This window comes from Kosakonia sp. H02, from assembly GCA_030704225.1.
In the GTDB taxonomy this organism is placed as follows: Bacteria; Pseudomonadota; Gammaproteobacteria; order Enterobacterales; family Enterobacteriaceae; genus Kosakonia.
Genome location: CP131915.1, coordinates 3,531,216 through 3,552,727 on the forward strand (window position 1 = coordinate 3,531,216; position 21,512 = coordinate 3,552,727).

At 53.9% G+C, this 21,512-nt stretch carries 22 protein-coding genes; 8 read left to right on the plus strand and 14 right to left on the minus strand.

Annotated elements, in window-relative coordinates; all coding sequences use genetic code 11:
* The first annotated feature begins 3 nt into the window (after positions 1-3).
* Entirely contained in the window at positions 4-762 is a 759-nt protein-coding gene (chbG, locus tag Q5705_16560; protein ID WLI76185.1) for a chitin disaccharide deacetylase, read from the plus strand.
* A gap of 35 nt (positions 763-797) precedes the next feature.
* Here the strand turns inward: chbG and Q5705_16565 are convergent, their stop codons facing one another.
* Positions 798-2,339, minus strand: a complete 1,542-nt coding sequence (locus Q5705_16565) for a carbohydrate porin (GenBank protein WLI76186.1) — start codon at positions 2,337-2,339, stop codon at positions 798-800.
* A gap of 320 nt (positions 2,340-2,659) precedes the next feature.
* Here Q5705_16565 and Q5705_16570 point away from each other — a divergent pair, with 320 nt between their 5' ends.
* Positions 2,660-2,857, plus strand: a complete 198-nt coding sequence (locus tag Q5705_16570) for a hypothetical protein (GenBank protein ID WLI76187.1) — start codon at positions 2,660-2,662, stop codon at positions 2,855-2,857.
* A 1-nt stretch (position 2,858) separates the two neighbouring features.
* The gene (locus Q5705_16575) at positions 2,859-3,629 is read left to right on the plus strand and encodes a hypothetical protein (GenBank protein WLI76188.1); all 771 of its coding nucleotides are present in this window, start codon (positions 2,859-2,861) and stop codon (positions 3,627-3,629) included.
* 83 nt (positions 3,630-3,712) lie between these two features.
* Here the strand turns inward: Q5705_16575 and Q5705_16580 are convergent, their stop codons facing one another.
* Positions 3,713-4,036, minus strand: coding sequence for a hypothetical protein (locus Q5705_16580; GenBank protein ID WLI76189.1), 324 nt, complete (start codon positions 4,034-4,036; stop codon positions 3,713-3,715).
* Positions 4,037-4,181: 145 nt separating this feature from the next.
* Between Q5705_16580 and Q5705_16585 the strand changes: the two genes are divergently transcribed.
* From Q5705_16585 to mutS, 5 genes are all read left to right on the plus strand, one after another.
* Positions 4,182-5,516 carry a cation:proton antiporter gene (locus tag Q5705_16585; protein WLI76190.1) on the plus strand — a complete coding sequence of 445 codons (1,335 nt, stop codon included), beginning with the start codon at positions 4,182-4,184 and terminating at the stop codon, positions 5,514-5,516.
* 245 nt (positions 5,517-5,761) lie between these two features.
* Positions 5,762-7,030, plus strand: a complete 1,269-nt coding sequence (locus Q5705_16590) for a carbohydrate porin (protein ID WLI79048.1) — start codon at positions 5,762-5,764, stop codon at positions 7,028-7,030.
* Between the two features lie 190 nt (positions 7,031-7,220).
* Positions 7,221-8,087 carry a helix-turn-helix domain-containing protein gene (locus tag Q5705_16595; GenBank protein ID WLI76191.1) on the plus strand — a complete coding sequence of 289 codons (867 nt, stop codon included), beginning with the start codon at positions 7,221-7,223 and terminating at the stop codon, positions 8,085-8,087.
* A gap of 130 nt (positions 8,088-8,217) precedes the next feature.
* Complete coding sequence (locus Q5705_16600; protein WLI76192.1) at positions 8,218-8,814, plus strand: transporter; 597 nt, start codon at positions 8,218-8,220, stop codon at positions 8,812-8,814.
* A gap of 217 nt (positions 8,815-9,031) precedes the next feature.
* Positions 9,032-11,593 (plus strand): DNA mismatch repair protein MutS, encoded by a 2,562-nt coding sequence (mutS, locus tag Q5705_16605; GenBank protein ID WLI76193.1) that lies wholly within the window; start codon positions 9,032-9,034, stop codon positions 11,591-11,593.
* 68 nt (positions 11,594-11,661) lie between these two features.
* On the opposite strand, the gene rpoS is transcribed toward mutS, so the two are convergent.
* The 12 genes from rpoS to cysD form a co-directional block, all read right to left on the minus strand.
* On the minus strand, positions 11,662-12,654 hold the full coding sequence (rpoS, locus tag Q5705_16610) for an RNA polymerase sigma factor RpoS (protein WLI76194.1): 993 nt from the start codon (positions 12,652-12,654) through the stop codon (positions 11,662-11,664).
* Between the two features lie 128 nt (positions 12,655-12,782).
* The gene (nlpD, locus tag Q5705_16615; protein WLI79049.1) at positions 12,783-13,853 is read right to left on the minus strand and encodes a murein hydrolase activator NlpD; all 1,071 of its coding nucleotides are present in this window, start codon (positions 13,851-13,853) and stop codon (positions 12,783-12,785) included.
* A 166-nt stretch (positions 13,854-14,019) separates the two neighbouring features.
* A complete protein-coding gene (locus Q5705_16620) occupies positions 14,020-14,646 on the minus strand; it encodes a protein-L-isoaspartate(D-aspartate) O-methyltransferase (GenBank protein WLI76195.1) in 627 nt (208 codons plus the stop codon).
* Positions 14,640-15,401, minus strand: a complete 762-nt coding sequence (gene surE / locus Q5705_16625; GenBank protein WLI76196.1) for a 5'/3'-nucleotidase SurE — start codon at positions 15,399-15,401, stop codon at positions 14,640-14,642. The genes Q5705_16620 and surE overlap by 7 nt, the downstream gene beginning before the upstream one ends.
* Positions 15,382-16,431 (minus strand): tRNA pseudouridine(13) synthase TruD, encoded by a 1,050-nt coding sequence (gene truD / locus Q5705_16630; protein WLI76197.1) that lies wholly within the window; start codon positions 16,429-16,431, stop codon positions 15,382-15,384. The genes surE and truD overlap by 20 nt, the downstream gene beginning before the upstream one ends.
* A complete protein-coding gene (gene ispF / locus Q5705_16635) occupies positions 16,428-16,907 on the minus strand; it encodes a 2-C-methyl-D-erythritol 2,4-cyclodiphosphate synthase (protein WLI76198.1) in 480 nt (159 codons plus the stop codon). Before ispF ends, truD begins: the two co-directional genes overlap by 4 nt.
* Entirely contained in the window at positions 16,907-17,617 is a 711-nt protein-coding gene (ispD, locus tag Q5705_16640) for a 2-C-methyl-D-erythritol 4-phosphate cytidylyltransferase (GenBank protein WLI76199.1), read from the minus strand. The genes ispF and ispD overlap by 1 nt, the downstream gene beginning before the upstream one ends.
* Before the next feature lie 19 nt (positions 17,618-17,636).
* Complete coding sequence (gene ftsB / locus Q5705_16645) at positions 17,637-17,957, minus strand: cell division protein FtsB (protein WLI76200.1); 321 nt, start codon at positions 17,955-17,957, stop codon at positions 17,637-17,639.
* Positions 17,958-18,119: 162 nt separating this feature from the next.
* Positions 18,120-18,446 (minus strand): DUF3561 family protein, encoded by a 327-nt coding sequence (locus Q5705_16650; protein WLI76201.1) that lies wholly within the window; start codon positions 18,444-18,446, stop codon positions 18,120-18,122.
* 111 nt (positions 18,447-18,557) lie between these two features.
* Positions 18,558-19,163: an adenylyl-sulfate kinase gene (gene cysC / locus Q5705_16655; GenBank protein WLI76202.1), complete on the minus strand. Its 606-nt coding sequence runs from the start codon at positions 19,161-19,163 to the stop codon at positions 18,558-18,560.
* Positions 19,163-20,590 carry a sulfate adenylyltransferase subunit CysN gene (cysN, locus tag Q5705_16660; protein WLI76203.1) on the minus strand — a complete coding sequence of 476 codons (1,428 nt, stop codon included), beginning with the start codon at positions 20,588-20,590 and terminating at the stop codon, positions 19,163-19,165. The genes cysC and cysN overlap by 1 nt, the downstream gene beginning before the upstream one ends.
* A gap of 9 nt (positions 20,591-20,599) precedes the next feature.
* The gene (gene cysD, locus Q5705_16665; GenBank protein WLI76204.1) at positions 20,600-21,508 is read right to left on the minus strand and encodes a sulfate adenylyltransferase subunit CysD; all 909 of its coding nucleotides are present in this window, start codon (positions 21,506-21,508) and stop codon (positions 20,600-20,602) included.
* Between the last annotated feature and the right edge of the window lie 4 nt (positions 21,509-21,512).

The window sequence follows — 21,512 nt, forward strand, 5'->3', positions numbered from 1 at the left end:
GCAATGGAACGCATAGTGATCGTCAATGCGGATGACTTTGGTCTCAGCAAAGGGCAGAACTACGGCATTATTGAAAGCTTTCGTCATGGCGTGGTGACCTCGACCACAGCACTGGTCAACGGCGAGGCGGTGGAACATGCGGCTGAGCTCTGCCTGAATGCCCCGTTGCTCGCCGTCGGCATGCACTTTGTGCTGACGTTGGGTAAGCCGTTAACGCCGATGCCAAACCTTGCGCGGGATGGCAGATTGGGTAAGTGGATCTGGCAAATGGCCGAGGAAGACCGGCTGCCGCTGGAAGAGATAGCCCAGGAGTTGGCGAGCCAGTATCAGCGCTTTATCGCCCTGTTCGGCCGCGAACCGACCCATCTCGACAGTCATCACCATGTGCATATGATCCCGCAGATTTTGCCGATAGTGACGGCGTTTGCCGCCCGACACGGGCTGGCGCTGCGTCTCGATCGCAAGGCTTTAGCCGGTGGATTAACATTACCGGCAGCCCTGCGCAGCACGTCGGGTTTCAGCAGTGAATTTTACGGTGACGCGGTTTCTGAGGAGAGCTTTTTGCGCGCGCTTGATGCGTCTGCCGCACGGGGTGACACCTCGCTGGAAGTGATGTGCCACCCGGCCTTTATTGATAGTACCCTGCAACAAAGTAGCTATTGTTACCCCCGCTTAACTGAACTGGAGGTGCTGACGTCGCCATCGCTGAAATACGCGATAGCCGAACGCGGCTACCGGCTGGGCAGTTTTCTTGATCTCTAGCCCCTTTTGCGGCGCAGTGATGCGCCGCTTTTTTCTTACCACCACACCTCGGCTTGTGCACCCACGGTGAACTGATCTTTTCGACCATCGCCAAACTGGAACTGGCTGATGGCGGTATCTTGCGCACGCAGCCAGGTGGTATAGAAGCGCAGCTCCGGTCTCGATGCCAGCAGGCTGGTATCAACTTTCAGCGCATGATAAAGCGTCGCTTTGTAGCCTTTTTCATGATAATCCACGCCCTGCTGTTTGTTGGTCTGCTTAAACCACGCCAGCTCTACCCCCGTCTGGTTGTGGTTATCCCAAATCCAGGCCGGACGCAGCACTGTACGGTAACTGCGAAAATCCGTATGCGCACCGGTGTCATAGCTGTAGATATCCTGCCCGGCTGAGTAAACCAGCGCATGGGCCAGCACGGTTTGCGAGGTAGGATAAAACTCGCCCTGCGAAATGACGCGGTAGGCTTTGCCGTAGGTGTGATCGCCATAGTAGTTATCGCGATAGCCATAAGTCGCACCGGCGTTGGAAATCAGCGCAAAACCACTGGCAAGGGCGTTATCCGCTGCCTGTACGGTCAGTTCCTCAAAACCGCCCCGCTTAAAGTTGTGTCGCAAGATCCCGCCCGCTAACCACGCGTCTTTGATGCTGTAGTAACGTCCGCTCTTTTCGTGTGCTTTGTAGCTGTCGGATTTGTTCGCCAGGGAATAACGCCCAATCAGCTCCAGCGTGGTGTCATCCCCCACCGGCAGTTCTTTGTAGCGGATGTCGACGCTGTTGGTATTGACCTGCATAACGTCGCGCGTTGCCGGGTAGCTAACCGCATGTGCGTCCAGGTCCTGGCGTACCAGCGCGACGTTAAGTTTGCCCGCACCCAGTTGCCAGTTTTCTATGCCTATCCCTGCGCCGCTGTCGGTCTGGTGGTTTTTCCAGTCCAGCATCTGGATTTCATATTTCGGCAGGTTATGTTTACCGACCCACAAATCCGCTTCCGGGGCAAAGGGCAGGAATCCGCGCGTGGTGAGAAAAATATCGGAAAATTGCAGCATGTTTTCGGAGTCTTTATCAAACCAGGCACTGCCATACTGCGCGCCGACATTGCCGTCTAACTGCACGACGGCATAGGCGGATTTCCCATTTTGCTCATACACCCGCTGCTTTAATACCAGATCGAACCAGGATGAGTATTCATTACCAAAACGCCCCAGCGAACCGATAGCATACTCTTTTGGCGATCCATTGCTGGCGGCTCCCCAGCCAGAACGTAAATAACCGTTATAAGAGAAACCAATATCCTCTTTTACAAAGTCGCTGATCTCTTTTAGCGTGAACGGCTCTTTTTCTGCCGTCTGCATGTTATTTGTTGAGGAATCATTGATGACAGTTATAACTGAATCGGGTTGTGCGTTATGTGCTGCGGCCTTTTTATAGTGCGTCAGTTCTGCTTTTGTTTTCGCCAGCTCTGCCGTGTTTTCTTGCAACGTTTTTTCCAGCAGAGCAAGCCGTTCTTCAACGGTTAAACCTTGCGCACTGGCGTTTGTGCAGAGGGCAGAAATAAACAGAACGAGTAAGGACTTATTCATAATAACTAATCCATTTATAGATATATAAGCGCACCGAATAAATGGTTCGCTTAATTTATTAGCGCACTTTCCCGTGGCTAAGCGAAATATAAGAAAATTAACAAAATGCGTGATGCATAAGATTATTTATTGACTTGTTAAATATTCAGATAATTAACCCTCCCGACAATGCAAATGTAATTAAGAGGGAGCATATTCGGTCAGGATGTTTCTTTGTGTCTATAAAGATATATCCGTTTTTAGATCTCTCTCGCAGAGAAATAGCGATGAAATTTCACAAATCCGCAGATTGGTTCCTATACTTTTCGCGGAGGTTATTAATGAGAAAACTACTACGCTCTTTATTTGACAGCCCTGACAAACTGTTGCAGGTGATGAGCCACAGCGAGATTCAGGATTCCATCGAAGACGGTGAACGCATTGTGATCGATGCCGATGGCAATGCCTCGGTGAATATTCACTGCAAGCGGGTACAGGAAGACTTTAAACGGCATGTTGATGCATTAAAGAGGGCTTAGGATGGGCACAGCGATATTCATGGTTCTGATGGTTTGCGGCTACTGGTACACCTCGCACGATCTCTCTACACGCTTTAAATTCAAACGCAGCTTCGGCTGGGATGTCTACTTTTTGGTCGCTCTCTACGGCTGCGTGTTCGTGTTGCAGGGGATCATCGCGACGGCGTTTTTATGGTTCTGCTTGCTGATAAGTTCAGCCGTAATGAACGCCCTGCCCGGCGTCTTTGGCCCGGAGCAACACCACCTGCATATGACGTTTATGAACTGGACCTTTTTAGGCATTCAGGCTCCGGTAGTCATCATGCTGACTTTCGCCGTGCTGTTTTGCCTGTGGCGATCGAACTGGTCCGGCAGCGCCCGCCTGGATATCTCCGGGCGTAGGGAATTGTATAAACATTTGTCCCGCGCCAATGGCGTTGAAGGGCTGATTTATCAATGTATGGAGCGCGGCGATCTGGCCTGGATCACCCTCAAATCCCAGCGTATTTACATTGGGATGATCCATACCGCCACGTTTGATGTGGCCGATGCGAATAACATCGTGCTGATCCCAATGCTGAGCGGTTATCGCGATCACGAGACGCTGGATCTGCGGGTAGAGCACAACTACAGCGCCTGGTACGACGCGCATAATATCGATCTGGCTTCAGAACCGCTCTCCGCGCTGGATTTCCGCAAAGTGCTGCTGCTGTCGCAAGTCGAAAGTTTATCCCTGTTCCACCCTTCCCAGGTGATGGCGATGGGCATTAATAAACTGAGCGTAGATGAGTAATTAACGGCTAAGGGATTAGCTTTATTTCGATATCCTTACGCGCGGCGAAACCGCGGCAACCGCAGACAGCGCACAACTCAGTTTCAGACCCAGTCTTCAATCGTGCAATCCAGTGGCCGGAGCGGGGGTGTGATCCGGCCAATCTCTTCTTCAATATTGAATTCCGTCAGATCTTCCGCCGTGGCGAGCAGGTAAGTGTGCCCTTCCGGCGATAGCCATTCGGTAATGAAATATTGCTCCTTGCGCGAGAGCTCGATTTTCTTTTTCCCTGCCCTGTCAAAGAACTGACCGTAACGCTCATCATGTTTTGACAGGTTCAACCCCATTGACGGGTAGACGCCGCGCCACACTTCACCGTGATGTTTGCCGCCTAGCACAAGATACTCCTGCATTATCTTCTTGCTCATTTGCGCTCCTCGTTAAGGTCTTTCCCTAAGCGTAGCCAAAGAGCGGCGCTTGCACATTCACCCTTGCAGGCCTGGTGCAGACCTTTTTCAGCAACTATAACTTTTAAGACACTATTCAGGATGAATCGTCGTGTTGTGGAGGAGTATGAGTTATTTGATGTGGATGGCGGCCACGGGTGGCCTGTTACTGTTGATGTCCTTGTCGTATGGCTGGATTAGCCGGGTACCGATTCCCGTTTTCGGGCTCTATTTAATCGTCGGTATTATCTGCGGCCCCTGGGAGATGGGCATCCTGAACATTGATATTGCGGCGCATGCGCACCTGACCAGCCGCATTACCGAAATCGCCATGGCGGCCTCGCTGTTTATCACCGGGCTGAAAATTCGCCTGCCGCTCACCTCTCCTTACTGGAAGATGGGCATCAAGCTGGCGCTGCCCGCTATGCTGTTGACCATTGGCGGGATTATGGTCGCCGCGCATTATCTTATTAATCTCTCATGGCCGTTATCGCTGGCGCTGGGCGCTATTTTGGCACCAACCGATCCGGTGCTGGCAAGCCTGGTGGCTATCAATGACGCACGGGATGACGATCAGCTACGCATCGCGTTGTCCAGCGAGGCGGGCCTCAATGACGGCACGGCGTTACCTTTTTTGATGCTGGCGCTTATCTGGTATCAGGCCGACGGTGCGCCAACATCTGAAGAACTCTTGAAATGGTTTAGCGTCGATTTGGTGTGGGCCCTGGTCGGCGGGCTGTTAATCGGTTTCTTTCTGGGCAGGGTGGTGGGTATTATCGCCACCCGCTCACGCCATGCGCAGGGAGAAGTTGCGCCCAGTGATTTCATCGCCCTTGCGCTGATTTGCCTGAGCTTTTCCCTGGCGATAGCGGTGAGTGCTTCCGGCTTTCTCGCCGCGTTTGCGGCCGGCATTGGCTTACGCAGCGCGGAGGTGAGCGTGCAGAAACGTCATGCCGACCCGGAAGATGACCATGATTTGCCGGCAGAGATGCAGGTTAATCCGCATATGCGCCACGCGCTGGAGGAGCAAAATCCGATTAAATCCGTGGGGTTGGTAATCGGGGATGCGCTCTCCTTTGGTGATACTGTGGAGCGTCTGCTGGCGGCGCTGCTGGTGATTGTGCTGGGGGTGACGCTTTCGCAGCACTGGGATGCGCACGCGCTGGTGCTGGCATTCATCGTTTTTGTCGTGATCAGGCCGCTATCGGTATTGATTGTCACCCTGCGCGACGGCAGTTCGTGGTTTCATCGCGTCAGCCTGGGCTGGCTGGGTATTCGCGGCATTGGCAGCCTTAATTATATTGCTTATGCCTATGTTCACGGCTTGCAGGGCGCAGATGCCAATATTGTGGCGGATATCGCTATCACCATTGTGACCCTGAGCGTGCTGCTGCACGGTATCTCCGTAACGCCGCTGCTGACCGTACGGCGGAAGAAAAAACAGCGTTCGCAAAACAAATAAATCACTGCGCCGCAAACCACTAAAACAGGCAAAGTGGAATCCTGTGAATGCAATTTTGCGGTGCCGATCAAATTTTTTCGCCAAGAAAAACTTACTCGCACGAATCTATAAAACCCACCTCGCCAGATTATTACACTCAAAACTCCATCAACACCGACTTAAGAAGAATAAATAAAATGAAATATAAAGAAACAGTGGCGAAACATCCCGCATTATCCGGTATTGCCGGAGCATTACTCCTGACCATGCCGTGCCTTGCACAGGCTGCCGACGCCTTCAGTGCCGACTCACCGTGGATGTTCGGCGACTGGGGCGGTACCCGCTCCGAACTGAAAGATCAGGGCGTCGATTTTCAGCTTGGCTACACGCTGGAAGCGGCCTCCAATCTGGCGGGCGGTTATAACACATCAACCACTGCCCGCTATAGCGATCAGCAGGCATTCGGCGTCACGCTCGATCTCGAAAAACTGCTTAACTGGCAGGATGCCGAGTTCCAGATGACCATTACCAACCGTGACGGGCAAAACGTTTCCGATCAGGTAGCGGATCCGCGAACCGGTATGCTCTCTTCCACGCAGGAAGTCTACGGCCGCGGCCAAACCTGGCGTCTGACCCAGTTCTGGCTGCGCAAAGGCTTTTTTGACGATGTGCTGGATGTCAAAGCGGGTCGCGTCACCGTTGGCGAAGATTTCGATAACTTCGACAGCAAGTTTCAGAACCTGGCGTTCGGCAGTGGTCAGGCGGGCAACTGGCGCGGCGATCACTGGTATAACTGGCCAGTCTCCCAGTGGGGCGGACGCGTGCGTATCAACTTTACGCCTGAGGTCTTTATGCAGGTGGGTTTCTATAACCAGAACCCATACAACTACGATCGCGGGGATGGCTTCCGCATGGAATTCAACCCGACGGAAGGCAACCTGGTGCCAGTCGAACTGGGCTGGCAACCGCAGCTTGGCGCGGACAAATTGCCGGGTAATTACCGCATCGGCTATTACTACTCCTCAACGCACGATGATGTCTATGGCTCATGGCGCAACGGCAGTTACGGTGACACCGCCCACTCTTATGGCGGCTACATTCTTGCGCAGCAGCAGTTGACCGCGCAGGGCGGTTCCAGCGATCGCGGTATCACGCTGACCGTTCAGGCGGTGATGAACGATCATAAGACCTCCAAAACCGATAACTATCAATCCGTTGCATTGACCTGGAAAGGGCCGTTTGACGCGCGCCCGCAGGATGAAATTGGCGTTGCCGCTGGCCGTGTTCATGTGAATTCGTCCTATACCAACATGCTGGAAAACGAGAACCGCCTCAACGGCCAGACCGACTATAACAGCCTGGCGTATCTGCCGATTCAGGATGGCTCAGAGTACAACTACGAAATCTATTACAATGTCCAGGCGACAAATTGGTTGCAGATTCGTCCTAATCTGCAATATATCTCTGCACCGGGTGCAGTAGATAAAGTGGATGATGCGTTTGTTGGCGGCATTAGCGCAAACGTCGAGTTCTAAGCATTACGCCGGACATAAATCCACGCTGCGGCGTGGATTTTTTTGTATTGTCGAGTACACAGCCCACCTTTTGATTATTTGTGCGTTTTTTTTCGCGAAAACCCGCCTAAGATTCATTTAAGAGAACCGAAATGTAATACTCGCTGCCCATTATAATTTAATAACACCCGCGTTTTTTGAGGGGTTTCTTATGCGTGATTTTATATCCGACCTCCTTTTTTGGCTCGAAAAAAATTTAGAGCAACCCCTCTCTATTGAAATCATTGAAAAAAGAGCGGGCTATAGCCGCTGGCATTTACAACGTATTTTTCGCGAGGTGACGGGTATACCGATGGCAACGTATATTAGACGACGCCGCTTATGTAAAGCCGCCACCGCGCTGAAAATATCCAGCGATTCAATATTAAATATTGCGCTTCGCTACCGATTTAACACCCAGCAGAGCTTTAATCGGCGTTTTAAAGATCATTTCGGCATGGCTCCTGGTATCTGGCGTAGTGAAGAGACCTGGGACTTCTCCAAACTGGCTCCGCCAATAAAAATGACGAAACCTGACTCACCTGCCCCCAAACTACGGGAAATGGAGCCCTGCGAGATTGCAGTAAAGACTTACGAACGCATGTTGTCCCTTGAAGCACTGGATAATCCGGACACGATGACGGCGCTTGAGTTAACGACGTTAAGCGCCTTTATCAATGACACCCCTTTAAGTGAGGATAAGCTATTTATCTTCACTAATTATTTCCATGTGAAACATCCTGGCGAATTTGGTGTTACCTACGAATTTTCCACCGGCAATTGTCATAGCGTCTTTAAACCCAACGGCAATAAATTAATCATCAAGAAAATTAAAAAAGGAAAATACTTATCTTTTCATTGGCAGGGCACACTGTCGGATCACAGCCGCTTTGTGGAAAACATTTATCATTACGCATTACCGCAAACGTCCCATTGCCGCAGACATGAAAGCGACATTAATATTATCAGTACCCACGGCGCGACCAACATTGATAACGAGACCATACTCAGCGGTGAGTATCTTATTCCAGTGATTTGATTTGGGAATCGTCCTATTTGTCGCAGAACCGCTCTATTTGTTAAAATCTGGGCGTGGTAAAGCACAAAGAGGGAAACCTGCTGTACTAATATGAATAAGAATCTTGGTTTTGACTCAACCAGTGTACAGAATGCCAATTATTAAACCCATTTACCATTTCCTCCTGTTAGCCGTTGCCGTTTCGTTAGGCATGGTATGTCTCTATATTGACGTCAACGTATTTCACAATGGCTTATCTGAATTATCTGTGACTGAAATTGTCCAGGAAGCAATATTATTTGCCATCGCCATGATTTGGCTGACGCTTGCGCGCAGGCAGAAGGAATATCGTGAGCGTAATATACTGACAGCCGGTTTTTTCACCGCTATGTTGTTCCGCGAACTCGACGCGTTTTTTGACCTTATTGCCCACGGTAGCTGGGTTTGGTTTTCATTATTAGCAGCCGCTAGCGCTATCGCCTGCGCAATGAAAAATAGAAGGCACGTACCGGGGCAAGTCATGGATTACACAGCACATACGACTTACGGCATGATGAGCGCCGGGTTAATCTGCATCCTGGTATTTTCCCGTTTATTTGGCCTGCATATTTTCTGGCAGGATGTGATGCAAGGGGAATATATCCGCATCGTGAAAAATATAGTCGAAGAAGAAACTGAATTATTTGGCTATATTCTCTGTTTGACTTCATCGGTGTTGTATCTGTTAGAGAATAAAGCCAGGTCGTAATTCCCGCTTTTTATCGCCCTTTATTCAGGGCTACGTTTTGGCGATTTTAACCTGCTCCCCCTGTTTTCCTGCCCCACAGACTCCGTTATCATGCTGCCCTGGGTGCTGATGAAAGCCATACGCCCTTTCATCAGTTCCCACCAGGCTGAGCGATCGCTAACCAGAACAACAACATGATCAACTCATTACTTTTCAAGAAAATGGACATCCCTAACTGATGAGTACTATCGAGAATTTCGACGCGCATACCCCAATGATGCAGCAGTACCTGAAGCTGAAAGCGCAGCATCCGGACATTCTGCTGTTCTACCGTATGGGCGACTTCTACGAGCTGTTTTACGACGACGCCAAACGCGCGTCACAGCTGATGGACATTTCGCTGACCAAACGCGGCGCGTCTGCGGGTGAACCCATTCCGATGGCGGGCGTGCCGCATCACGCGGTGGAAAACTATCTGGCGAAGCTGGTAAGCCTGGGTGAATCGGTCGCTATTTGCGAGCAGATTGGCGATCCCGCCACCAGCAAAGGGCCGGTGGAACGTAAAGTTGTGCGTATCGTGACGCCGGGTACCATCAGTGATGAAGCGTTATTGCAGGAGCGCCAGGATAACCTGCTGGCGGCTATCTGGCAGGACAGTAAAGGCTTTGGTTACGCGACACTCGATATCAGCTCTGGCCGTTTTCGCGTCAGCGAACCGGCGGATCGCGACACGATGGCCGCCGAATTACAACGCACCAACCCTGCCGAACTGCTGTATGCAGAAGATTTTGCCGAGACCTCGCTGATCGAAGGCCGTCGCGGTCTGCGCCGCCGCCCGCTGTGGGAGTTCGAAATCGACACCGCACGTCAGCAATTGAATCTACAGTTTGGTACGCGCGATCTGGTGGGTTTTGGCGTCGAAAATGCGCCGCGCGGCCTGTGCGCCGCAGGTTGTCTGCTGCAATATGTCAAAGATACGCAGCGCACCGCCCTGCCGCACATCCGCTCAATCACCATGGAACGCCAGCAGGACACCATCATTATGGATGCCGCTACGCGCCGTAACCTGGAGATCACCCAGAACCTGGCGGGCGGCATTGAGAACACGCTGGCGTCTGTACTCGACTGTACCGTCACGCCAATGGGCAGCCGCATGCTTAAACGCTGGCTCCATATGCCGGTGCGCGATACCAACGTGCTTACCGAACGCCAGCAAACCATTAGCGCGTTACAGGACAGCGCGGCGGAGCTGCAACCGGTGTTGCGCCAGGTGGGCGATCTGGAGCGTATTCTGGCGCGCCTGGCACTGCGTACCGCCCGCCCGCGTGATTTGGCGCGTATGCGGTACGCTTTTCAGCAATTACCGGAACTGCGCCGTCAGTTAGCGGACGTGGACTGCGCGCCGGTGCAGACGCTGCGTGAAAAAATGGGCGAGTTCAGCGAACTGCGCGAACTGCTGGAGCGCGCCATTATCGATGCGCCGCCGGTACTGGTGCGCGATGGCGGCGTCATTGCCCCCGGTTATAATGCGGAACTTGACGAGTGGCGCGGGCTGGCAGACGGAGCGACCGATTATCTCGATCGACTGGAGATCCGCGAGCGCGAGCGCCTCGGGCTGGATACGCTGAAAGTCGGCTATAACGCTGTACATGGCTATTTCATCCAGATCAGCCGCGGTCAGAGCCATCTTGCTCCGATTCACTATGTCCGTCGCCAGACGCTGAAAAATGCCGAACGCTACATCATCCCTGAACTGAAAGAGTACGAAGACAAGGTTCTGACTTCCAAAGGCAAAGCGCTGGCGCTGGAAAAACAGCTTTATGACGAACTGTTCGACCTGCTGATGCCGCACCTGGCTGACCTGCAACAGAGCGCCTCGGCGCTGGCTGAACTGGATGTTCTGGTGAATCTGGCGGAACGCGCGTACACCCTCAACTACTGCTGCCCGACCTTTAGTGACAAACCGGGTATTCGCATTAGTGAAGGGCGTCATCCGGTAGTTGAGCAGGTGCTGAAAGAGCCGTTTATCGCCAACCCGCTTAATTTGTCGCCGCAGCGCCGGATGCTGATCATCACCGGGCCGAATATGGGCGGTAAAAGTACCTATATGCGCCAGACCGCGCTGATTGCGCTGCTGGCCTATATCGGCAGCTATGTGCCGGCACAGAAAGTGGAGATCGGGCCAATCGACCGTATTTTCACCCGCGTCGGCGCGGCGGACGATCTGGCGAGCGGGCGTTCAACCTTTATGGTTGAGATGACTGAAACCGCCAATATTTTGCATAACGCCACGGAAAACAGCCTGGTGTTGATGGACGAGATTGGGCGCGGTACATCGACCTATGATGGCTTGTCGCTGGCCTGGGCCTGCGCGGAAAACTTGGCTAATAAAATCAAAGCGTTGACGCTGTTTGCTACCCACTACTTTGAGCTGACGCAACTGCCAGAGAAAATGGAAGGCGTGGCGAATGTGCATCTCGACGCGCTGGAGCATGGCGATACTATTGCCTTTATGCACAGCGTGCAGGATGGCGCAGCGAGCAAAAGTTATGGTCTGGCGGTTGCCGCACTGGCGGGTGTGCCAAAAGAGGTGATTAAACGGGCGCGCGGGAAATTGCGCGAGCTGGAAAGTTTGTCGCCCAGCGCAGCGGGAACGCAGATCGACGGCACGCAGATGTCCCTGCTCGTTCCGGCAGAAGAGACCAGCCCGGCGGTCGAAGCGCTGGAGAATCTGGACCCCGATACCCTGACGCCGCGCCAGGCGCTGGAGTGGATTTACCGGTTGAAGAACCTGGTGTAAAGAGCCGATCAGCAGGCAAAGAAAAAGGCCAGTCATCTGCGACCGGCCTTTTTGACGTGAAAGGTTGCTTATTCGCGGAACAGCGCTTCGATATTCAGCCCTTGTGTTTGCAGGATTTCGCGCAAACGACGCAGACCTTCAACCTGAATCTGACGAACACGTTCGCGGGTGAGACCAATTTCGCGGCCTACATCTTCGAGTGTCGCAGCTTCATAACCCAGCAGACCGAAACGACGTGCCAGCACTTCACGCTGTTTGGCGTTCAGTTCGAACAGCCATTTGACGATGCTTTGTTTCATATCATCATCTTGCGTGGTGTCTTCCGGACCGTTGTCTTTCTCATCGGCCAGGATATCCAGCAGCGCTTTTTCAGAATCACCGCCCAGCGGTGTATCGACTGAGGTAATGCGCTCGTTGAGACGCAGCATACGGCTGACATCATCAACAGGTTTATCTAACTGTTCGGCAATCTCTTCCGCACTCGGTTCGTGGTCCAGTTTATGGGACAACTCACGCGCGGTACGCAGATACACGTTCAGTTCTTTAACAATGTGAATCGGCAGACGAATGGTGCGGGTTTGGTTCATGATAGCCCGCTCGATGGTCTGACGAATCCACCAGGTTGCATAAGTTGAGAAACGGAACCCACGTTCAGGGTCAAACTTCTCAACCGCACGGATCAACCCCAGGTTGCCCTCTTCAATCAGATCCAGCAGTGCCAGACCGCGATTGCTGTAACGACGGGCAATCTTCACCACCAGACGCAGGTTACTTTCAATCATGCGTCGGCGGGAGGCTACGTCACCACGAAGTGCACGGCGTGCAAAGTAAACTTCTTCTTCGGCCGTCAAAAGCGGGGAGTACCCAATTTCCCCAAGATAAAGCTGAGTCGCGTCTAAAACACGCTGGGTGGCTCCCTGCGATAACAGCTCTTCTTCAGCCAGGTCGTTATCACTGGGTTCCTCTTCTACTAAGACTTTTTCGTCAAAAGTCTCTGTTCCGTTCTCATCAAATTCCGCGTCTTCATTTAGATCATGAACTTTCAGCGTATTCTGACTCATAAAGTGGCTCCTACCCGTGATCCCTGGGCAAAGCACCTGAAGGTTCTTCCTCATTGCGCCCGTTGCAGCGGCATCTGCGCGCGCTACAACGGCTCAAGTGGGGAGGACTTCAACTACCTTGCACCGATTTATCGCTGCGGCAAATAGCGCAGCGGGTTTACGGATTTCCCCTTGTAACGAATTTCAAAATGCAAGCGTGTAGAACTGGTGCCGGTGCTACCCATGGTAGCTATTTTTTGCCCCGCCTTAACTTCTTGTTGTTCCCGGACCAGCATCGTGTCGTTATGGGCGTAGGCACTCAGGTAATCATCGTTGTGTTTAATGATGATGAGATTACCGTAACCGCGCAGTGCGTTACCGGCATATACAACGCGCCCATCTGCGGTCGCGACGATAGCCTGTCCTTTACTGCCTGAGATATCGACCCCCTTGTTACCACCTTCGGTGGCAGAGAAGTTATCGATAACTTTGCCTTCAGTTGGCCAGCGCCATGTAGCAATCGGCGAGCTGGTTGTTGTACTGCTGACAGTCGGTTCGGTTGCGCTAACAGCAGGTGCCGTGACAGGCGCTGTGACCGGGGCCGCAGGCTTGTTGTTCGGCAACATTTTGTTAGCAGGTTGTTCACCTGAATCCTCAGAATACGTAATTGTCGGTTTTGAAGCAACCACTGCGGTTGAATTTTGCGCAGTTTTTGAGACTATTCCTTGTGCGGATGCATCAGCCTGAGTTATTGCATTGCCGCCTGTGATAGGTGTACCGGATGCATTTCCGACCTGCAAGGTCTGCCCAACGTTCAGCGCATACGGCGCGGCAACGTTATTACGCTGCGCCAGATCGCGGAAATCGTTCCCGGTGATCCACGCAATATAAAACAGGGTATCGCCGCGCTTGACGGTGTACGTGCTGCCACCCGTGTAGCTGCCTTTGGCAATGTTGCCGTACTGGCGGTTATAAACGATATGTCCATTCACCGTTTGCACGGGCTGTTGCTGCACCGGTTGAACCTGCGTCGGTTGGACGGCCTGCGGCTGTACCGGCTGAATTTGTGGTTGTTGTGATGCTGTGCCCAGTTTTGGTGGTGGCGTGATGAGCATACCGGAATCGCTGCCGCCGCTGGAACTTGAGCTGCCGCCAACGGAGCTAACCGGTGCTGGAGTATTAGTGGAATTTGAACACCCTGCCAGCCAAAGCGAAACCAGTGACAATGCCGCAACACGGCTTACGGTTAATTTCGGGCTTCCCGCGCTCATTTTTCCCCCAATAATATGTAAATTACCAATGACTTAAAGATGACCGCGAATGTCGACGGCAAATTTGCCCACAATACGCTGTTATGGCTTGAAAAACCCAGGATAAATCTGTAACTCAGGCCAACTCACCACGCACCAGCGGAACAAAGCGTACAGCTTCTACGGTATCGATAATGAATTCGCTTCCCCGCCGACGAACCCGTTTCAACTGCTGGAGTTCATCGCCCACGGGCAAAACGAGAATGCCGCCGTCGTCCAGTTGCGACATCAGTGCAGCCGGAATTTCCGGCGGAGCGGCAGTCACAATAATAGCGTCAAATGGGGCGCGCGCCTGCCACCCCAGCCAGCCATCACCATGACGAGTAGAAACATTGTGCAGATCGAGCTGCTTCAGGCGGCGACGTGCCTGCCATTGCAACCCTTTGATACGTTCAACAGAACAGACATGATGTACCAGATGCGCCAGAATCGCCGTCTGATAGCCCGAACCGGTGCCAATCTCCAGCACGCGGGACTCGGGTGTCAGTTCGAGCAACTCGGTCATGCGCGCCACCATATACGGCTGGGAAATAGTTTGCCCCTGACCAATAGGCAGCGCGACGTTATCCCACGCTTTATGTTCAAACGCCTCGTCAACGAATTTCTCACGCGGCACAAGCGACAGCGCTTCGAGCACCTGTTCGTTTTTGATGCCCTGCGCACGTAATTGATTGAGAAGATCCTGTACGCGTTTGCTTACCATTGCGTATTCACCCCGGCGCGCTCCAGCCAACCAGACACCACATCATGCGCGCTGTAGGCGGTTAAATCCACATGCAGCGGCGTCACGGAAACGTAGCCTTCGTCGACGGCGGCGAAGTCCGTATCCGGCCCGGCATCGAATTTTTCACCCGGCGGGCCAATCCAGTAAAGTGTATTGCCGCGCGGATCCTGCTGCGGAATAACCTGGTCTGCCGGATGGCGGCTACCGCAGCGCGTCACGCGAATCCCTTTGATCTCATCAAGCGGCAGATCCGGCACGTTAATATTCAAAATACGCCCGGTTCGCAGCGGTTCGCGGCTTAACGCTCGCAGAATGGAACAGGTGACCGCCGCCGCAGTTTCGTAATGGGTATAGCCATTAAGGGAAACCGCCAGCGCCGGAAAACCGAGATGACGCCCTTCCATGGCAGCGGCAACGGTGCCGGAGTAGATAACATCATCGCCGAGGTTCGGCCCGGCGTTGATACCGGAAACGACCACATCCGGGCGCGGACGCATTAAGGCGTTGACGCCGAGATAGACGCAGTCCGTCGGCGTACCCATTTGCACGGCGATATCACCGTTGTCGAAAGTAAACGTACGAAGCGAAGATTCAAGCGTCAGCGAATTGGACGCACCGCTGCGGTTACGATCGGGAGCGACGACCTGAACGTCGGCAAACTCCCGGAGAGCACGGGCCAGCGTCTGGATACCCGGCGCGTGGATCCCGTCATCGTTACTCAGCAATATTCGCATAATCACCCGATGTGTTGATAAGTTCCCTGACCACGCTGGTGGCAAAACTCCCCGCCGGTAGCCAGAAACGTAACTCGACGGTGACATCATCCCACCAGTTCCAGCTTAGCTTTTGCGGGTAGAGCAGCATCGCGCGGCGTGCCGCTTCCACTTTTTCCCGCACCAGCAAAGCCTGTAATTCTGGCGCATCGGCAACGGCCTGTTGCTCAAATGCCAGCGCTTCTTGTTGTGAACCCCAGTCGCCACTGCCCGGCAATGGCGCGGTGATCATCAGCGCTTTAGCATCGACGCGTGCCTGCAACGCTGTGCGCTCTTCGTCGGTCGCGACAAACCAGCTTCCGCGACCCGCTAATTGTAGCGCATCGCCGCCAACAACTTGATTAAAGTCTGGTTTTTTCAGCCGCTCGCTAACGACCTGATTAAACAACGCGCTACGCGCTGCCGACAACCAAAAACTGCGCTTATTGCGATCGCGTACCGGCGCGTTACTCTGCGCCCAGCGCAGCGCGCCCTGAAGGTTACTGCCGCCAATCCCGAAGCGCTGAGCGCCGAAATAATTCGCTACACCTTTTTCACGGATAGCCTGCAAACGCGCCTCGACATCTGCCCGATCGCTCACTTCACGCAGCACCAGAGTAAAGTCGTTACCCTGCAAAGCCCCCAAGCGTAATTTGCGTTTATGGCGCGCATACTCAAGCACTTTACAGCCTTCCAGCGTGAACTGGCTGAGATCCGGCATCGCATTGCCCGGTACGCGGGCGCAAAGCCACTGTTCGGTCACGGCATGCTTGTCCTTTTGACCCGCAAAGCTGACTTCACGGGCATGAATTTTAAGGAATTTCGCTAACGCGTCAGCAACAAAACGCGTATTGCAGCCATTTTTCAGAATTCGTACCAGAATATGCTCACCTTCGCCGTCTGGCGCAAAGCCAAGATCTTCGACAACGACAAAATCTTCCGGGTTAGCTTTCAGAATGCCGCTGCCCGCTGGTTTACCGTGTAAGTACGTCAGATTGTCGAAATCGGTCATTTCGCCGCCTTCACTAACAGCGCGACAGCTTCACAGGCGATGCCTTCACCGCGCCCGGCAAAGCCCAGCTTCTCGGTGGTGGTTGCTTTGACATTCACATCATCCATATGGCAGCCGAGATCTTCGGCAATGAACACGCGCATCTGCGGAATATGCGGCAGCATTTTCGGTGCCTGCGCAATGAGGGTCACGTCGACATTGCCAAGTTGATAGCCTTTAGCCTGAATGCGCCGCCAGGCTTCACGCAGCAGTTCGCGGCTGTCCGCGCCTTTAAACGCCGGGTCGGTATCCGGGAAAAGTTTACCGATATCGCCGAGCGCCGCCGCGCCCAACAGCGCATCGGTCAGCGCATGCAGTGCGACATCGCCATCGGAGTGAGCCAGCAGCCCTTTCTCAAAGGGAATGCGCACGCCACCAATAATAATCGGGCCAACGCCTCCAAAGGCGTGTACGTCAAAACCGTGTCCAATGCGCATTATGCTTTCTCCTGGTGGTCTGCATGGGTCAGATAGAATTCTGCGAGCCGTAAATCTTCGGGTCGGGTGACTTTAATATTATCCGCGCGCCCGGCGATCAATTCCGGGTGATAACCGCAATATTCCAGCGCCGAGGCTTCATCGGTGATGGTTGCGCCTTCATTGAGCGCGCGCGTTAAACAGGCGTGAAGTAACTCAAGGGGGAAAAATTGCGGCGTCAGCGCGTGCCATAAGTCATTGCGCTCAACGGTATGGGCAATTGCTGCTTTGCCCGGTTCGCCACGTTTCATGGTGTCGCGCACGGGAGCGGCAAGAATACCGCCCACGCGGCTGGTTTCACTGAGCGCGAGCAGGCGGTTTAAATCGTCCTGATGCAGGCAAGGACGCGCGGCATCGTGTACCAACACCCACTGCGCGCCTGCGGCGGCGTTCAATCCTGCCAGCACCGAGTCGGCGCGTTCGATGCCGCCCTCAACGACGGTGATTTGTGGATGTCGGGCAAGAGGAAGCTGGGCGAAGCGCTCGTCGCCCGCGCTAACGGCAATCACCACGCGGGCAACGCGCGGGTGGGCGAGCAGCGCGGCGACCGCGTGCTCAAGAATGGTTTTATCGCCGATGGAGAGGTACTGCTTTGGACATTCCGTTAGCATGCGGCGGCCGAATCCGGCAGCCGGCACCACGGCACAGACGTCCGGTATCATTGCTGACATGTCGTGAATCCGGGATTATTTAAGGTCTGTTTTGTGTGTTTTGCGCTGCCCCCGGTGCGTGTTTCGACGCATCCGGCACCAGACGATAGAATGTTTCGCCCGGTTTCGTCATGGTTAATTCGTTGCGTGCGCGTTCTTCGATCGCCTCCTGGCCGCCATTGAGATCGTCAATTTCGGCGAATAGCTGATCGTTGCGCGATTTTAATTTTGCGTTTGTCGCCTGCTGTGCTGCGACATCTTCGCTGACGCGGCCATAGTCATGCAGACCATTCTTGCCGAACCACAGCGAATATTGCAGCCAGACCAGTAAAGCCAGCAATAGCAGCGTTAGTTTACCCATCCTGCCCCCTGAAAAACGGCATCATCATCCCATAACTTTGCGTCAGACTCCACTTCGGGGCCGGGTGATACCGCGCAAGCGCCAGACTTTACCATAAATGTATGGCGATCCGAACCCGGACACATTGCCTTAATGAAGGTTACGCTTTGTCGCCCGACGATGTTAGCCCAGCAGCCATAAGAACAGCACGCCGAACATCGCGGCCACCGTTAACAGCGTCGCCACGCAGCTATATTGCAACTTTCCATCAAGCAGGGAGTGGAGCGCAATCCCCACCACCACAGAAACGGGCATCAGAGCAAGAAAAAAGGGCCAGGTGTAGAGAAAGAAAAACAGCGTGTTGGAGCCATAGAGCATAAACGGGATCGCCAGCGCCAGCAGCCATGCGACAAAACCGACGATAGCCCCGGGGAGAGACCATGTTGTTTCGTCGGCGGTCGTCGTGATGGTTTGTGACCGGGGGATGGTGATGTTCTGACTGTTGCGCATATCTGATCCTGTTGCCTGTACGACCGGTAAACGGGATACACGCAAGCTTTCAGGACGCACAAGCGTTAACGCCGCAATGACCTGAAGATGGCGTGTATCGCCAGTACCGTCTCAGGATCTGATAATATCGCCCTCGCGTAAGAGGTCTAATAATTGGCTGACCAAATTTGTTACCAATTGTTCTCCATCCAGATGCACTTCCGGCGATTCAGGCGCTTCGTAGACTGAATCAATGCCGGTGAAATTGCGCAGCTCACCGGCGCGCGCTTTCTTATATAACCCTTTCGGATCGCGCGCTTCGCAAATCGCCAGCGGCGTATCAACAAACACCTCAATAAAGCGCCCTTCGCCAAGACGCTCGCGCACCATCTGGCGCTCCGCGCGGTGCGGCGAGATAAACGCCGTCAGCACCACTAAACCAGATTCAACCATCAGTTTGGCAACTTCGCCCACCCGGCGGATGTTCTCTTTGCGATCGACGTCGCTAAAGCCCAAATCGCTACATAAACCGTGGCGCACGTTGTCGCCATCAAGCAGATAAGTGCTGACGCCCGCGCGGTGCAACGCCTCTTCCAGCGCGCCCGCGACGGTGGATTTCCCTGAGCCGGAAAGCCCGGTAAACCACAGCACAACCCCACGATGACCGTGGAGTTGCTCGCGCTGCTCAGGCGTGACCGGATGAGCGTGCCAGACGACATTTTCGTCATGCTGGGCCATTATTTGCCTCCCAGCAGATCGCGTGCGCCCCAGTGCGGGAAGTGTTTACGAATAAGCTGATTTAGCTCCAGTTCAAACGCGCTGAACTCTGATGGCGCCGCCTGCGATTCGCTGTGGACTTCGCGCACCATGCCTGCCCCAACCGTCACGTTGCTCAGGCGATCGATAAAGATCATCCCGCCGGTAACCGGGTTTTGTTGATAGGCATCCAGCGTCAGCGGCTCATCAAAGGTGACATCCACCAGGCCGATTCCGTTCAGCGGCAGCTTTTCCACCTGGCGCTGGGTCAGGTTGTTGATATCCACCTGGTACTGAATGTTGTCGATGCGCGCACGGGTTTTCTTGCCCGCCACTTTGATGTCAAAGCTCTGGCCTGCTTGCAGCGGTTGTTCCGCCATCCATACCACGTCCAGCGAGGCGCTTTGCACTGACGGCAATGTTTCCTGCGCATCGAGGATCAGGTCGCCACGGCTGATATCAATCTCATCTTTCAGCACCAGGGTAATGGCTTCACCCGCCGCCGCTTCCTGTAAATCACCGTCAAACGTGACAATGCGCGCAATAGACGATTCCACGCCTGACGGCAGCACTTTGATGCGCTGACCAACGTTCACCACACCAGACGCCAGCGTGCCGGAGAAACCGCGGAAATCGAGGTTCGGGCGGTTCACATACTGCACCGGAAAACGCATTGGTTGCGTATCCACCACGCGCTGGATTTCCACCATTTCCAGTACTTCCAGCAGCGTCGGGCCACTGTACCACGGCATTTTCTCGCTCTGGCTGGCAACGTTATCCCCTTCCAGCGCCGACAGCGGCACAAAGCGAATATCAAGGTTGCCCGGCAGTTGTTCGGCAAAGGTCAGGTAGTCCTGGCGAATGTTCTCAAAGGTCTCTTCGCTGAATGCCACCAGATCCATTTTGTTCACCGCCACCACCAGGTGTTTAATGCCCAGCAGCGTGGAGATAAAGCTGTGGCGGCGCGTCTGATCCAGCACGCCTTTACGCGCATCCATCAGCAAAATCGCCAGATCGCAGGTCGACGCGCCGGTCGCCATGTTGCGCGTGTACTGCTCATGCCCTGGCGTGTCGGCAATAATAAATTTGCGTTTCTCCGTCGAGAAATAGCGATAGGCCACATCAATAGTGATGCCCTGTTCGCGCTCGGCTTGCAGGCCATCGACCAGCAGCGCGAGGTCGAGTTTTTCCCCCTGCGTACCGTGGCGTTTGCTGTCGTTATGCAGCGTGGAGAGCTGATCTTCGTAGATCTGGCGGGTATCGTGCAGCAGGCGGCCAATCAGCGTACTTTTGCCGTCATCGACGCTGCCGCAGGTCAGAAAGCGCAGCAGGCTTTTGTGTTGCTGGGCATGCAGATACGCTTCGACGCCGCCTTCATTAGCAATTTGTTGGGCAATGGTGGTGTTCATGGCGGCTCCTTAGAAATATCCCTGACGTTTTTTCAGCTCCATGGAGCCGGCCTGGTCGCGGTCAATCACGCGGCCCTGACGTTCACTGGTGGTGGAAACCAGCATCTCTTCGATAATTTCCGGCAGCGTCTGCGCACTGGATTCCACAGCGCCGGTCAGCGGCCAGCAGCCGAGGGTACGAAAACGCACCATCCGCTTTTCAATCACTTCACCCGGTTGCAGGTCTATACGGTCGTCGTCGATCATCATCAGCATACCGTCGCGCTTCAGTACCGGGCGCTCGGCGGCGAGGTACAGCGGAACGATGTCGATATTTTCCAGGAAGATATACTGCCAGATATCCAGTTCGGTCCAGTTCGACAGCGGGAAGACGCGAATGCTTTCGCCTTTGTTAATCTGGCCGTTGTAGTTGTGCCACAGCTCCGGGCGCTGGTTTTTCGGATCCCAGCGGTGGAAACGGTCGCGGAACGAGTAGATACGCTCTTTAGCGCGTGATTTCTCTTCATCACGGCGCGCGCCGCCGAAAGCCGCGTCAAAACCGTATTTGTTCAGCGCCTGTTTCAGCCCTTCGGTTTTCATAATATCGGTGTGTTTGGCGCTGCCGTGCACGAACGGGTTGATGCCCATCGCCACCCCTTCCGGGTTTTTATGCACCAGCAGTTCACAGCCGTAGGCTTTAGCGGTACGGTCACGGAATTCATACATCTCACGGAATTTCCAGCCGGTATCGACATGTAGCAGCGGGAATGGCAGCGTGCCAGGGTAAAAAGCTTTGCGCGCCAGATGCAGCATCACGCTGGAATCTTTGCCGATGGAGTACATCATCACCGGGTTGGAAAACTCCGCCGCCACTTCGCGGATGATATGGATGCTTTCCGCCTCCAGTTGTCGCAGGTGAGTGAGTCGTTTTTGGTCCATATCC

Coding starts and splice junctions, on each gene's coding strand:
- chbG (WLI76185.1), top strand. CDS start 4: ATGGAACGCATAGTGATCGTCAATGCGGATGACTTTGGTCTCAGCAAA.
- Q5705_16565 (WLI76186.1), bottom strand. CDS start 2,339: ATGAATAAGTCCTTACTCGTTCTGTTTATTTCTGCCCTCTGCACAAAC.
- Q5705_16570 (WLI76187.1), top strand. CDS start 2,660: ATGAGAAAACTACTACGCTCTTTATTTGACAGCCCTGACAAACTGTTG.
- Q5705_16575 (WLI76188.1), top strand. CDS start 2,859: ATGGGCACAGCGATATTCATGGTTCTGATGGTTTGCGGCTACTGGTAC.
- Q5705_16580 (WLI76189.1), bottom strand. CDS start 4,036: ATGAGCAAGAAGATAATGCAGGAGTATCTTGTGCTAGGCGGCAAACAT.
- Q5705_16585 (WLI76190.1), top strand. CDS start 4,182: ATGAGTTATTTGATGTGGATGGCGGCCACGGGTGGCCTGTTACTGTTG.
- Q5705_16590 (WLI79048.1), top strand. CDS start 5,762: ATGCCGTGCCTTGCACAGGCTGCCGACGCCTTCAGTGCCGACTCACCG.
- Q5705_16595 (WLI76191.1), top strand. CDS start 7,221: ATGCGTGATTTTATATCCGACCTCCTTTTTTGGCTCGAAAAAAATTTA.
- Q5705_16600 (WLI76192.1), top strand. CDS start 8,218: ATGCCAATTATTAAACCCATTTACCATTTCCTCCTGTTAGCCGTTGCC.
- mutS (WLI76193.1), top strand. CDS start 9,032: ATGAGTACTATCGAGAATTTCGACGCGCATACCCCAATGATGCAGCAG.
- rpoS (WLI76194.1), bottom strand. CDS start 12,654: ATGAGTCAGAATACGCTGAAAGTTCATGATCTAAATGAAGACGCGGAA.
- Q5705_16620 (WLI76195.1), bottom strand. CDS start 14,646: ATGGTAAGCAAACGCGTACAGGATCTTCTCAATCAATTACGTGCGCAG.
- surE (WLI76196.1), bottom strand. CDS start 15,401: ATGCGAATATTGCTGAGTAACGATGACGGGATCCACGCGCCGGGTATC.
- truD (WLI76197.1), bottom strand. CDS start 16,431: ATGACCGATTTCGACAATCTGACGTACTTACACGGTAAACCAGCGGGC.
- ispF (WLI76198.1), bottom strand. CDS start 16,907: ATGCGCATTGGACACGGTTTTGACGTACACGCCTTTGGAGGCGTTGGC.
- ispD (WLI76199.1), bottom strand. CDS start 17,617: ATGTCAGCAATGATACCGGACGTCTGTGCCGTGGTGCCGGCTGCCGGA.
- ftsB (WLI76200.1), bottom strand. CDS start 17,957: ATGGGTAAACTAACGCTGCTATTGCTGGCTTTACTGGTCTGGCTGCAA.
- Q5705_16650 (WLI76201.1), bottom strand. CDS start 18,446: ATGCGCAACAGTCAGAACATCACCATCCCCCGGTCACAAACCATCACG.
- cysC (WLI76202.1), bottom strand. CDS start 19,163: ATGGCCCAGCATGACGAAAATGTCGTCTGGCACGCTCATCCGGTCACG.
- cysN (WLI76203.1), bottom strand. CDS start 20,590: ATGAACACCACCATTGCCCAACAAATTGCTAATGAAGGCGGCGTCGAA.
- cysD (WLI76204.1), bottom strand. CDS start 21,508: ATGGACCAAAAACGACTCACTCACCTGCGACAACTGGAGGCGGAAAGC.